At 60.2% G+C, this 13,412-nt stretch carries 13 protein-coding genes; 9 read left to right on the top strand and 4 right to left on the bottom strand.

Annotated features, from left to right (window positions below):
• Nucleotides 1–1,298 precede the first annotated feature (1,298 nt).
• From MQE22_RS13370 to MQE22_RS13385, 4 genes are all read right to left on the bottom strand, one after another.
• Nucleotides 1,299–1,553 carry a glutaredoxin family protein gene (locus tag MQE22_RS13370; protein ID WP_255789842.1) on the bottom strand — a complete coding sequence of 85 codons (255 nt, stop codon included), beginning with the start codon at nt 1,551–1,553 and terminating at the stop codon, nt 1,299–1,301.
• A gap of 20 nt (nt 1,554–1,573) precedes the next feature.
• Nucleotides 1,574–1,780, bottom strand: coding sequence for a CopZ family metallochaperone (locus MQE22_RS13375; protein ID WP_064218044.1), 207 nt, complete (start codon nt 1,778–1,780; stop codon nt 1,574–1,576).
• A 62-nt stretch (nt 1,781–1,842) separates the two neighbouring features.
• Nucleotides 1,843–2,238, bottom strand: coding sequence for a DUF302 domain-containing protein (locus tag MQE22_RS13380; protein ID WP_215880204.1), 396 nt, complete (start codon nt 2,236–2,238; stop codon nt 1,843–1,845).
• A gap of 27 nt (nt 2,239–2,265) precedes the next feature.
• Nucleotides 2,266–4,776, bottom strand: coding sequence for a heavy metal translocating P-type ATPase (locus tag MQE22_RS13385; protein WP_248885793.1), 2,511 nt, complete (start codon nt 4,774–4,776; stop codon nt 2,266–2,268).
• 690 nt (nt 4,777–5,466) lie between these two features.
• On the opposite strand from MQE22_RS13385, the gene MQE22_RS13390 reads away from it, so the two are divergent.
• From MQE22_RS13390 to MQE22_RS13430, 9 genes are all read left to right on the top strand, one after another.
• Nucleotides 5,467–5,706, top strand: coding sequence for a hypothetical protein (locus tag MQE22_RS13390; RefSeq protein WP_255789847.1), 240 nt, complete (start codon nt 5,467–5,469; stop codon nt 5,704–5,706).
• Nucleotides 5,707–5,832: 126 nt separating this feature from the next.
• Nucleotides 5,833–6,222, top strand: a complete 390-nt coding sequence (locus MQE22_RS13395; protein ID WP_226838873.1) for a hypothetical protein — start codon at nt 5,833–5,835, stop codon at nt 6,220–6,222.
• 22 nt (nt 6,223–6,244) lie between these two features.
• Nucleotides 6,245–6,637: a VirB3 family type IV secretion system protein gene (locus MQE22_RS13400; protein WP_226823500.1), complete on the top strand. Its 393-nt coding sequence runs from the start codon at nt 6,245–6,247 to the stop codon at nt 6,635–6,637.
• Entirely contained in the window at nt 6,609–9,119 is a 2,511-nt protein-coding gene (locus MQE22_RS13405; protein ID WP_215874154.1) for a VirB4 family type IV secretion/conjugal transfer ATPase, read from the top strand. Before MQE22_RS13400 ends, MQE22_RS13405 begins: the two co-directional genes overlap by 29 nt.
• A 74-nt stretch (nt 9,120–9,193) precedes the next feature.
• Complete coding sequence (locus MQE22_RS13410) at nt 9,194–9,520, top strand: EexN family lipoprotein (protein ID WP_215874153.1); 327 nt, start codon at nt 9,194–9,196, stop codon at nt 9,518–9,520.
• 85 nt (nt 9,521–9,605) lie between these two features.
• Complete coding sequence (locus MQE22_RS13415) at nt 9,606–10,625, top strand: hypothetical protein (protein ID WP_226838870.1); 1,020 nt, start codon at nt 9,606–9,608, stop codon at nt 10,623–10,625.
• 11 nt (nt 10,626–10,636) lie between these two features.
• Nucleotides 10,637–11,410, top strand: a complete 774-nt coding sequence (locus MQE22_RS13420; RefSeq protein ID WP_226838867.1) for a TrbJ/VirB5 family protein — start codon at nt 10,637–10,639, stop codon at nt 11,408–11,410.
• A 1-nt stretch (nt 11,411) separates the two neighbouring features.
• Entirely contained in the window at nt 11,412–12,947 is a 1,536-nt protein-coding gene (trbL, locus tag MQE22_RS13425) for a P-type conjugative transfer protein TrbL (RefSeq protein ID WP_255789848.1), read from the top strand.
• A 69-nt stretch (nt 12,948–13,016) separates the two neighbouring features.
• Nucleotides 13,017–13,268, top strand: coding sequence for a hypothetical protein (locus tag MQE22_RS13430; protein ID WP_215874225.1), 252 nt, complete (start codon nt 13,017–13,019; stop codon nt 13,266–13,268).
• Nucleotides 13,269–13,412 lie beyond the last annotated feature (144 nt).

A 13,412-nucleotide genomic window follows, 5' to 3' on the forward strand; every position in this document is an offset into this window, starting at 1 on the left:
TTTACCTGGGACGAGGAATCTGGTGTCTGTCAGCGATAAACAGCGCGGCCTAACTTTAACACTGTCTTTGGTATCGTGCTGAGGTGAAGGTTAAATTCCAGATCCAACCTGGGAGGTGGACGGTCCTGCTACTGTGGCCAAATATGCTGAACTCCTTCAATAACCCAGGTGTGCAAAGCGAATTTTCGATCAACTGATGGGCATCATACCGATGGTCGCTGGTCTTTTACGGTCAAGTAACATCTTCCGATGCTGGATCTGTGGAGCGGGCGGGAAGGGACCCACATCCATGCTCCAAGTTGCCAGGATTCTGGATGTACAGTGTTCACAGTGTAGACAATACTGGAACCCTCCCCGTGGGGCGCTGTGCGCACGCAGTGAATATCCAAAGTGCGTTGGGGGTGGCGGTGTTCGTCGCGTCGGTTATCCTCCATCACGCCATGCCGCCATCTGACATGCGCCAGCTTGCGTCATCGCAGTCCATCTCGATAGTTAGCCCCATCGAGGTAGTTAAACTAACCATCACTGCACATGATAGCGCTTGAGCCAAGAGTGAGAGCGACTGATCGCATGATAATTGGAAAGGACGCCGTCATGAATAAGCTCCTCGTCGCGCTGTTCGTAATAACCGCCCTTGCAGGGTGTTCGCGTTCCAATAATCTGGATGATAGCCATACCGTGAAATGGTACTTGGCGCACGATGCCGCCGCCTACCCCTCTTTTCTTGTTGGTTTTTTGGGGTCGGCGAAGTCAAATAATAACCACCCGCCCTCTGCGCCCAGGAAACCTGAAGCGTAAAAGACCTCGTAAGGTGTCTAGTATCACAATGCCAACCCCATCCCCGGCGACGCAATGCATAGTGGAGCCCAGCACCTGCCTCCAACGTGTCGAGACATACCCCTCGTGCAACCCAGGTAGTGGCTCTCGACAACCCAATACGTACAGGAACGCGCCGAGCGGTCCCGTAGCAATACAAAGCCCCACTTGAGAACCTTGGACTCTGGTGTGGCGCGAATATCAACCGCAACAAACAGTACTGATAACGCGGTAAGGATAAACCACAAAAGCATCACGCCATTAAACATTTCCCCTCCTCCTGCGCCCATCCCCTTGAGCCACGCCCAAGTGATCGTTGCCGACAGATAGCACTTACATCTGGATCTGGAGCATCTCCAACCACCTTGCCCGAGTCAGAAGGCGCAATATTAAACGAGGAGAAGCATCCAGCTTGCTCTACGGTCCATCCTATGACCGTTTGTAGTCATTCATGTGCTTTTATCCCCATGTTCAGTAAAGTTTTAGGTCCCGGCCAGCAATTCATCAAGCCGTGGCTTCTGATGAGCAAATGTTCCCCATAACGCCTCGCCAGCGATCACCGTGATTGGCGCGACCCGCACTCCGTAGCGTGATTTGGCTTCCTCAGCCACGCCGGGAGCAGTCACGTCACGTTCCTCGTATGCGACATCGTGTTCCTTGAGGTAACGGCGCACGGCGGCGCAGTCGGGGCAGCCGGGGCAGCCGGGACTGGTGTAGAGCAGTACCGGATCAGACATGACGGTCGGTGTGCGGGGCTTCAGCCCCGCACCTCCGCCTCATAGCCTTCTTCCTTGACCGCAGCGATCAATGCGGCGGTGCTTGCCTGACCATGCACTACAGCTTCTCCTGGCGTGAGAGTGACGTCCGCTTTTTCAACGCCGGGCACGCCTTCCAGCGCCTTCGTCACGGCCCGCACGCAATGCCCGCAAGTCATGCCGGTGATCTTCAGATTGATATCGCTCATGGGTTTTCTCCTGTTGAAAATGAAGTGAAAGGGATTACTCGATACGCTCCTATAAGTATTATTCAACCGCGCACGGCATCAGCTACACGCTGGAGTTTGTCGCGCACCTCGATGCCGAGCGTGGTAATTTGCGGCTTGTCCACCATGCCGAGTACAGCGGCAGGATCCATGAACACCACGCTCACCTTGCCATCGTCGTCCTCACGCACCACTACGTTGCAAGGCAGCAGGGCGCCGATGTCGGGCTCGGCCACCAACGCCTGATGGGCGTAGTGCGGGTTGCAAGCGCCAAGAATGACATAGGGCCGTCCCTCAATGCCCAGTTTGGCCTTGAGCGTGGCGGCCACGTCGATCGTGGTGAGCACGCCGAAGCCTTCAACCTTGAGGGCTTCGGTGACCTGCGCCACGGTGGTATCAAAATCGCCCTTGGCGGGTACGCTGAAAACGAACTGACTCATATGGATTCTCCTCGTTTGAACGATTGCTCAGGAATGAGCGGGTTCGAGTGCGGTATTCGGTACCGCGCCCGGCGTTACCGTTGGCACATAAGCCTTGAGCCGTTTAAGGCGCAGGCTGTTGCTGAGCACGAAGACGGAGGACAGCCCCATGGCTACACCAGCCACCATCGGATTCAGATGGATGCCGATAGGCACGGCCACGCCAGCCGCAACCGGGATCAGCAGAATATTGTAGAAAAATGCCCAGAACAGATTGCCACGGATATTGCTCAGTGTGCGCCGTGCCGCCGTCAGTGCCGTGACCACCTCGCCGAGCTGCCCGCGCGTGAGGGTCACGTCTGCTGCTTCGATGGCGATGTCCGTGCCTGAGGCGAGTGCAATGCCGACATTAGCCTGTGCGAGCGCTGGAGCGTCATTGATACCATCGCCGACGAAGGCGACCTGTCGGCCCTGTTCCTGCAACTGGGTGACGACTTTCGCCTTATCCTGGGGTAGCACCTCGGCGTGCACCTGCTCGATCTGTAATTGCCTGGCAACAGACTGAGCGGTAGCTCGCGTATCACCAGTGACCATGGCTACCTGCAGCCCACGCGCGCGTAATGCCTGTACCACCATATACGCTTCCGGTTTGATGCGATCGGCAATGGCGAGCCACCCGATCAGCGTTGCGTCGACCGCGACGAATACCACCGTGCGCCCGTCGTTCTCTATTTGTGCCGCAGTCTCGGCGTTATCCCCCAGCAGTACATTTTCGCGCTCCATAAATCGTCGGGCGCCGACACGCACCATACGGCCTTCCACTTCACCTTCGATCCCATAGCCGGCAATAGAGCGGAAATTGTTGACTGTAGGCAAGTGAATGCCGCCCTCGCCGGCCGCAGTGACAATAGCCCGCCCGAGCGGATGTTCGGAAGCCGATTCCAACGCTGCAGCCAGACCCAGTGCTGTCGCGGGATCGGGGCCACCCTGATCAACGAGGGCGGGACGGCCTTCGGTCAACGTGCCAGTCTTGTCGAATAGTAGGGTGTCGACATGTGATAGCGTCTCCAGTGCCTCGCCTTTGCGAAACAGCACGCCGAGTTCCGCCGCACGTCCGGTGCCCACCATGATCGCCGCTGGCGTTGCCAATCCCATGGCACAGGGGCACGCCACCACCAGCACGGCGACTGCCGCGACCAGTGCGATGCTGACATTGCCCGTCAAGGCTATCCAGACGCCGAAGGTTGTCAACGCGATGACCAGCACGACTGGGGTAAACACCCGTACCGCACGGTCGGTCAGCCCCTGAATCGGAAGTTTGCCGGTCTGTGCGCTCTCTACCAGATGGATGATATGTGCCAGTACGGTGTCGCGCCCGACGGAGGTGGCCTCTACGACCAATCGCCCATCCTGGCAGATGGTGCCACCCACTACGGTGTCATCCATGGTCTTGGCCGAAGGCAGGGGTTCGCCGGTCAGCATAGCCTCGTCTACATGTGCGCGCCCCTCGACTACGCGTCCGTCCACTGGAATGCGTTCACCGGGACGCACCACGATGCGCTCGCCAGTGCGCAGCCGCGATACCGGCACCTCTTGCTCGATACCATTCGCATCGAGCCTATGCGCGGTTTTTGCCTGCAAGCCGGCCAACTTGCGAATGGCCGATGAGGTGCGGCCCTTGGCCAACCCCTCCAAGTACTTGCCAGCGAGTACGGCTGCGATAACGACCGCGGCTGAGTCGAAATACACATGTCGTGCATCGAGTGGAAACCATGCGGGCGCCACCAACACCAACACACTGTAAGCCCAGGCCGCGCCGGTGCCGGTGGCCACCAGGGAGTTCATGTCTGGCGACAGGTGGCGGTACGCGATCAGGCCTGGCCGGAAAAACCGCCGACCGGGTCCGAACAAAACGATACTGGCAAGCACAAACTGCACCCACTCCCAGAAATGCGCAAAGGGACTCGCGACCATCAGCGCATGATCAAAGGCTGGGACGAATGTGGCACCCATGGACAGCACCAAAATCGCCAGGGCCAGCACCGCAGCTACGATGACATCACGACCCATGGCGCGCAAACTCACACGGCGCTGGTCTGCCTCGTTGACATCCTGCTCCCCGTCTTCCTGAACAGGATGCGCGGCGTAACCCGCCTCGCTTACGGTGCTGGCCAATTCGTCCGTACTGATCATCGCCGGGATGTAGCGCACATGCGCACGCTCAGTAGCCAGGTTAACCACAGCCTCCAGTACTCCGGATTGCTGCCTGAGTGCACGTTCTACGCGGCCCACACAGGAAGCGCAGGTCATGCCCTCTACCACAAGATCTATCTCATCGGTCACCGGTACGTAGCCGGTCTCGCGGATCGTCTCGGCGATACGTGCGGCATCGAGTTGCTGTGGGTCGAAAAGTACCTCGGCGCGCTCAGTCGCCAGGTTCACATTGGCCGAGGTTACGCCGGGCAGTTTGCCCAGCGCCCGTTCCACCCGCGCGCTACAAGAGGCGCAGGTCATCCCGTCTATGCCAATCTCAAGGTGTCCACGGGTTTTGTCATCCATGAATATATCTCCTCGGGTGATGCCCGCTGTGTACAGTGTATCACGTCTTAAAGAAGGATTCCGAGAAACTATATGCAACCCACTATCCGTCCATCATAAACCTTGAAGCTTGCTACAATGTCAAGAGTATTTGATTGCGTTTAGCTCTCGCAAACGAAACTCCGACAGTCTGCTAGGGCAGGAGAGCGATGAGAGAGCAGCGATTGAAGGTGCGTCGCAGGCTGCAAAACTGATCCACGGGACCACAGGTCCGGCGGCACGACCCATGATTGTGCTGATTCCTCTGATCCGTCCGTGAATGATCGCGCGCGCCAATTCAGCCAGGAATCTGGGCTCATTTCGGGATTGTTTGAGGCTATGCCGAAGGAGTGGTTGAGTGACCAAGCCAAGATCGATCTGCAGATGACCATACTCTGTTCGCATCTGGAGAAGGGCCACGTTGTCCAGAATTTTGTGGATGTGGTGAGTAAACATACCCAGGATGGGGCATCTGGTTGCGCTGCTCATGTGTCATGGGTATAGCGCAAGCACAAGGGATTCCTGCCGACAGACGTCAGGATGAAACTTTATTGTTCTAGGAATGCGCTATTCTCTCAGAGACACATCGACTCAGGATGGAACATTGTTTTTCCCGTTAAATCCGGAGAGCAATAAATCAATAAGTTACATATTTTCTGGGATGATACTTTTTTGTCCGTTAACATCAGTGAGCGCGGAGCACTGCGGTATATTGCCCGCAAGCTGCATATCCAATTTCGTTTCACCGGGCCGAACTACGCCATGATCGGGGAGAAAATCCCCTATGGGGAGGCGGTCCCCGCCATCATCCTGCTCAAGCGGATTGCCGGCATCTCCTACATCCAAGGCAGCTTTGCCCTGTTGGGTGGTCAGGTCCTGGTGGTCCACAACGCGCCGCTGGTCGGCGGCTGAGGGCCTGCCTATCCCCTTTTGGCCCCGCTATACCGACACAGGCCGAGGGGTCTGCGGCGTGTCGGGAGTGGTCCCTACCGATGCGTCGAGGTAACGGGACAACCTGCTTGCAAGAGGAATCGCAACATGGAACAGGTAGACGCAATGCCGCAGTACAATCGCCGGCCTTTGAGCCGCAAGGCCAAGCTGGCTCTGGGCGTGGGGCTTACCCTGGCGGGAACCGCGGCCGCTTGGGCGGCCACCGGTGGCCCCTTCGGGGACATCAGCAACTTCATTCAGCAGAACTTCATGCCCTTCATCGGGTCCGTGGGCGTGGCCGGCGGCGTCGGCTACGGCGCGGTGCACGCCTTCAAGCACGACTACGGCAAGGCCGCCGTCGGTATCGGTACCGCCGCGGGCGGCGGCTTTCTCATCGCCCAGTATGGGTGGTTCGGCCAGCAGGCCGGTATCCAGGCGGCCGTGTTGGGCCAGCACGCCGGCCTGTTGGCGACCCTGGCTCACGGCCTGGGTCTGTAACGGCCCGACCAGAGGAGGAAAGATGGACGGAACACGGCAGGTGCGGCTGTACCAGTCGCTGGTCCGTCCCCATCTGCTGATGGGGGCGGAACGCACGGCGACAATGTACAACGCCGGATTTGCGATGCTGGTGTATTTCTTCACCCTCTCCATCCCCGGCGCTGTCATCGCCGTGCTGCTGTTCATGCTGATTCAGGCGGTGCTGCAACATCTGGCGAAATCCGACGCCCAAATGATCGCGGTGGTCAACCGGTCCAGAAAGTACCAGACCTTCTATGGGAGCGGCGCGACGCTGGAGGCCGGGTACCGGGAGATCCCCAACCCGCACCCCATCCCCGCCACCACCAAACTGCTGTCCTGGATAGCCCGACTGGGAGCCCGAAAAGATGCTGAACGTCAAAGAGTTTCGCAGTAAGGAGCTTGCGCTGCCCGATCTGCTCAACCCCGCCATCCTGGCGGGCGAGATCACGGTACTGGGTAAACCCTGCGCCGTCCTCTTGAACAAGGACGGTTCGTTCCTGTCCGTCATCGGATTTTCCGGGCCAGACCGGGAAAGTCTTTCCCACGCCGGGATCAACCGTATGTCGGCGGTCGTCAATGCCGCCTTGACGCGGCTCGGGTCGGGATGGACCGTGCAGATCTCGGCCACCCGTGTCCCTGCGGACGGATACATCGAAGAAAGCCGGTGCTTCTTCCCCGATCCCGTATCCGCCCTCATCGATCTGGAGCGCCGCTCCCAATTCGAGCAGGAGGGCCTGCACTTTCTCTGCCGCTACACTCTGGCGCTTACCTGGCAGACCCCGCCGGAGTCCGAAGTGTCCGCCGGGCAGATGTTTCTGGAGTCCAAAAAGGACGCGCAGCCAGACACCTTCGACGTGCTCCTGCAGAAATTCGAGGACGCCATTCGCGCCGTCACCGGGATCTTGCAGCAGACCTTTCTGCTATCCCCGCTCGATGCTCGCGGCTTGCTGACCCACTATCACGAGTGCCTGACCGGCAAGGCGCACGGCGTGAATCCCCCGACGATCCCGGGCTATCTGGACGTGCTTCTCGGGCACCACGATTTCATCGCCGGCGTGGAGCCATCCATCGACGGGGAGTTGATCGAGGTGGTCAGTGTGACGGGCTACCCGGACCGCACGAATCCCGTGCTGCTGGAAGACTTGCACGGCCTGCCGTTCCCCCTGCGCTACACCACCCGCTTCATTCTCCAGGATCAGCAGGAGTCCAAGAAGCTGATCGGGAAGTATCGGGAGAAGTGGGCCAGCTCCAAATTCAGCCTGCGGGATTACCTCTCGGCCGCCTTGGACAGGGGTCAGGTCCGGCACGACCGGGCCGATCCCTTCAAGCAGGCCATGGAACAAGAAACTGCGCTGGCCGATGGCGACGTGTCCAGCGGTGCCGTGCGCCTGGGCTATTTCACATTCACCGTCGTGCTACGCGGGAAGGACGCCAAGACGCTGGAGGATCGGGTTCGGATCGTCATGAACCTGCTCGACAACGCCAACTTCGTGGCCAAGCGGGAGACGGTCAATGTGGTGGAGGCCTTCCTGGGCAGCCTGCCGGGCCACACCTGGGAGAACGTGCGCCGCCCGGTGCTGAACAGCATGAACTTCGCGGATGTTTCGCCCAAAACGGCGATCTGGGCGGGAGACCGGGAGTGCCCCAGTCCGCTCATGCGCACGGGGAACCAACCGGCACCGTGCCTCACTTTCGCCAAGACTTCGGGGTCCACGCCTTTTCGCTTCAATCTGCATGTCTCGGATGTTGGGCACAGTCTGATTTTGGGGCCCACCGGTGCTGGTAAGTCCAGTCTGCTGGCGCTGCTCGTGGCCCAGTGGCTGCGCTATCGCAACGCGCGGGTCATCGCCTTCGACAAGGGGCGGTCCCTCTTCGCGCTCACCGAGGCCGTGGGCGCTGCCGCGCCGGGCTTGGCCCAGCACTACGACTTGGGCGGAGAGTACAGTAAGCTGTCTTTTGCCCCGCTGGAGCGGGTGGATAGCCAGGCCGAGCGGGTGTTTGCCGAAGAATGGCTGGAAAGCCTGGCCGTGCTCCAGGGGGTGACGGTGACCTCCGCCGAGCGGGCCGTCATCCACCAGGCCATCGAGGGCTTGGCATCGGAACAGGGACGGTCCATTACCGACGTGGTGTCCCTCTTGCAGGATGCCCGCCTGAAACAGGCGGTGGGCGTGTACCAGGGCACGGGCAAGTACGGGGATCTGTTGGATGCCCGGCACGACGGTCTGGATCTCTCCAGCCGGTTTCTGACCTTCGAGATGGACAGCCTGCCCCAGGGCGATACCGCCAGGGGCATCGTGGTGCCCATCCTGCTGTACCTCTTCCATCGCATCGAAACCATGCTGGATGGCAGCCCCACGCTGATCGTGCTCGACGAGGCCTGGACCCTGCTGGACAACCCGCTGTTCCTGGCCAAAATCCGGGCGTGGCTCAAGGTGCTGCGCAAGAAGAACGCGGCGGTCCTCTTCGCCACGCAGTCTCTGGCGGACCTGATCGGAAGCCCTTTGCTGCCGGTCTTGCAGGAGAGTTGCCCGACCAAGATTTTCCTGCCCAACCGGGAAGCCGGGTCGACCACCTTGCTGCCCATGTATACGGCCTTTGGCCTGCTGGACCGGCAGATCCAGCTTTTGCAGACCGCGACCCCGAAGCAGGATTACTACGTGAGCAGCCCTAATGGGCAGCGGCTGGTGTCTTTTGCCATGGGTCCGGTGACCCTGGCTTTCTGCGCCGTGTCCGATCCTCGCGACGTGAAGCGGGTAGCGGAATTGCGGGACCAGTATGGGCGGACATGGCCCGTGGCCTGGTTGCGGGAACGGCTCCCCGTTCCGGTTCAGGGGAGTTGGATCGGCCTTCTGGAACGCCTGTATCCGGCTTTCTGAGGTTGACGAGACAATCCGCGCCATTGGGTGCGGGCCGGATTTCCCGGCCCATAGAACCGAAGGAGGAAGATTTCATGAAGGCATCGCAGATCGCTGTGGTGGCCGCGTTGTCGGTCCTGGGATTGGCCGGATGTGGGCATGAGCACAAAAAGCCGGCACCAGCAGACCAGACAGCAGTATGCAAGCCGGAGCCCTACGACATGGCAAGCCAATATCACTCGACGGACTATTACCAGCACCATCCCCGCCAGCGAAAGCAGCTGATCCAGGAATGTAACCACGCACCGTGCATTGCGGATGGATCCTCTCCGAACTGTACCAATGCGGATCAGGCACAACAGGATATCGAGTACAAAGCCAGCCCGGACACCCTGAGCACCCTGTCCAAGGCCCTGAACTAGCTGTAAACGCGGCCCAGATAGACTACCTATCCCCGTTTTGCCCCGCTATACCCGGAGGGAATCGTCTTCTCTCTGGGGGTTACTCATGCGAAAAACCCGTTTTACAACCGCTCTCCTGGCCGCTCTGGCCGTGGTATCCATGCCGGCGTCCGCCTTGGCCGATCCGTTGTCCGCCATGCAGGCAGACAGCAGGGCGCTCGGTGCCATGGCGCAGATCTGGGCGCAGGTACAGTCCGCCGCGCAGTCGTATGGGCAACTCGCGCCCTACGCCGCCGCCACCTGGGCCGGTCTCGGCCCGGTGGTCACCAATCCCATGGGCTTTCGTGAGCAATGCCACAACACCCGATGGGATCAGGTCACCCAATATCTGGTGACCGGCGCGCTCAATATCGGCGGTGACGGTGAGGCGGAAGCCTACGCCATACAGGCCGTCGCCGCTGATTTCCCGGAACAGTTGTCGGATTACCTAGTGCAGCTGGTGCAGTCCGGCAACCCCCGGGAAGAGGCTCTGGCGAACCAGATCATGGCCCAGAAAGGGCCTCTGTTGGCGTCTCTGAACGATCTGTCCACGCTGTTGAATACCACGGCAACGCAACTGAGCAACGCCATCGGACCCAACAGCAGTTTGCAGCCTTTGCCCATTACGCAGTGGGAGGCTGGGATTGGAGACGCCCCGAATCTGGCCCGGGCGCAGTATGTGGCCGGGCCAAACGATGGAGCGCCCATCGGCTGGTTTGATGGCATAGCCCCGGATTCCCAGATCACCCGCCTGGTGGATATCTGCCCTACGGGCACGGGCAGTTTGCCGACCCTGCCGCTGAAAGCGCCAATCATGCAGGCGGTGCAACAAGCCATAAGCGACGAGCCGTCCCTGGCCCAGGTGGCGCAACCCATGGAAAACGGAAGCACGTGGTCTGCCCCCAGCCCGTATGGTTTCGGCGGCGGGACCGCCAACCCGGTCCGGGAAGATCTCGTGGCCGCCCTGGCGACGGACGAGACCGGTATCGCCGGCTACATGGCCCCGATCACCGCGCCCCTGGAACAGTATGACCAGGAGGTCCAGCAGATCATGCAGATCATCCGATCTGGCGGAACGGAAAACTAAGGAGGTCCATCATGAAAAAGCAGAGCATTCGCCGTGTCTTCCTCGCAATCCTGATGGCATTGCCGCCGGTCCCGGCTCTGGCAGGCGGCGCGGTCACCGGGGGAGCCACCCTGCCCGAACAGATCGTGCAGGAAGCCACACTCATCCAGTCAAAAATTTCCGGTGCGGAGCGGCTGGTAGAGCAGATCCAGCAGTACGAAAACATGGTCCAGAACATGGTCACCCTCCCGCAGAGCCTGGTGAACCGGATTCTGCAGCCCATCGATCAGATCTACGGCATGGCCGCGCAGGCCCAGCAGCTGGGCACCAACGCCATGAACATCGCCAACCAGTTCCAGAACATCAATGCGAGCTTCAACCCGCAGCTCACGGACGAATATACCCAAAAATACGAGAGCATCACGACCGGGCTCAACAACGCGCTGAATACGGCGATCCAGGCCGCGAACCTGAACCCGGACGCCTTCGCTACCCAGGCGCAGGCGGAGCAGGCCATCAGTCAGGCCTTGCAGAACCCGCAAAGCCGCAATGCCCTGCTGCAGGGGGCCGTGGAAGCCGGGCAGGCCACAGTATCGGCACTGACCCAGATGCAGCAGACCGCCAATACGGAAGCATCGGCCGAAATGGAATGGCGGAAAAACCAGCTGGCCTACCAGACCAGCCAGGTTGCCGCGAACCAGGAGGCCACTCAGGCCTTGTATGGCAATGGCACCAACCCGCAGCCCGCGGTGAGCGCTTCGGGCGGCACACTGAACACCCTGACCCAGACTCTGGGAGGGGATTGAAATGCACAGACGACCTTGGCCCCTGGCAGGGCGCAAAGCCCTCGCACCCTGGGTATTACTGGCGCTGCTCCTCATTGCCGCGCCGGACGCCTTCGCGGGCACGTCTGGGGCCAGCAGCATTACCAATACGTTTATCAGCGCCACAACGGGTTGGTACGGTTCCCTGAAAAGCGTTGCCGAAGGAATTTTCTACACGCTATTCGGCGTGGACTTCGTCTACTTGGTGGCCCAATGGCTCATCGGCGGAAAGGACGTACACGAAGTGTTCACGTCCTTCATCAAGAAGCTCATCACCATTGGGGTGTTTTTTACCATCCTGCTCAACGGGCATGAGCTGATTGGCTGGGTCATCGATGGGTTCAAGGCATCCGGTGTCGCCGCCGCCGGGCAGCCGCATACGAGCCTCGACTGGATACTCGGAACCGGCGGCAAGATTTTCACGGCTTGTGTCCAGGGGCCGGTGCAGAGCGGTACGGGCGGAGCCATCAAGTATGTCTGGGATCTGGTCTCTTCCGGCGGGAAAACCCTGATCTCCACCATCCTGGGTGCGTTTGTCGGGATGGTCGTCGGGATCATCGCTATTCTGGCCCTGATCTATCTGGCGCTGGAGTATCTGGCCATCCAGTTGGAGGCCGCCCTGGTGGCGTCCGTGGGCATCATCATGATGGGCTTTGCGGGTAGCCGCTGGACCGTGCAGCACACGGAAGGGTACCTCAAGTACGCGCTGTCCGTAGGCATCCGGTTCATGGTCCTCGTGATTTGGATTGCCTTCATCGAGAACCATTCTTCGTCCATCATTACCAATCTGCTGAACGGCGTGAAACAATCTGGCGGGACCAATATCGGGACCACGCTTTCGGCTTATGCCAATGTGCTCATTTTTGTGTTGCTGATTGCCTGGATGGCGAAGAAGCTGCCCGGCATCGCGGCCAGCGTCCTGACGGGCGGGTCCACAATGTCCGGTGGTGAGTTGATCTCCAGTGGTGTGGCGGCCGCCGCGCTCGGAGCCGCGGCCCTGGCTACGGGCGGTGCCGCTTTGGGCGCCGCCGGAGCGGGCGCGGGCACTGGGGTTTTGACGGGCGCGGAAGCCGCAGCCGCTGGGATTGGCGAAGCGGGTGCGCTGTCCGGTGCAGCCGGTGGTGCTGCGGGGGCTGGTGGAACGGCCTTGGGCGCCGGTGAGGCGGGCTCGCTATCCGGCGCGGCGGATGCCGGTATGGCGAACGCCGTACAGGCCCCGCCACCACCACCGGAACCGTCTGGGCTTCCCGAAAACACGGTGCTGCCGCCTAAGCTGGATTCCCTGCAGAACGCGGGACCTTCCGGTGTGGCGGAGACCAGGCGAGCGGCACCCGCTGCGGAGCGGAGCGGTGCCACTGGCGAAGGGCAGGACAAGCCTATGTCGCTGGCGGAGAGAATGATGAAACAGCATAAAAACCTTACCGCCATACATGGTGTTGCAGAAAAAATCCTGTCGCCCGGAGAGGAGAGCAAAGTGGGTGTACAAGCGAATGGGTTCGGCTTGAAGCACAGCGAGTAGCGGCGACGAGACAATCCGCGCTATAGGCAAGAAGCGGTGGGGTTGAGTCTGATGAATGGAGGTGGGGCCGTGAAGCTCAAGATATTCATTTTCTGGATACTGGCGATGGCGTTTTCGCCAATCACGCTGGCAATTCCCTTTATCGGGACGGATTTGGTGTACCTTACCGTGATCGGCCCGGTTGTGATGGGCGCTCTGTACTTCATGCTCGTGCCCCACAAGGCAGATTTTAGTGGTCTTGCATTCAAAGGATACAGTGCTAGCGACATGGCCCGCGCACGCAGCGAGGGCTACCATCAGGGCCGTAACAGTAACCTCTGACCGCTGAAGCGATCTCTGCAGTTTAGAAGGCCCCGCCAACGCGCGGGGCTTGTTCTTTCCGGGTATCCCATAACATGGAGCCGGACCCCCGGCGGAAACACCAGCCATCACCGAAGAATGGCCCAGGTTGCGATGGTCCCATAA

Origin of the sequence: Acidithiobacillus sp. YTS05 (assembly GCF_024396695.1) — a bacterium.
GTDB lineage: Bacteria > Pseudomonadota > Gammaproteobacteria > Acidithiobacillales > Acidithiobacillaceae > Igneacidithiobacillus > Igneacidithiobacillus copahuensis.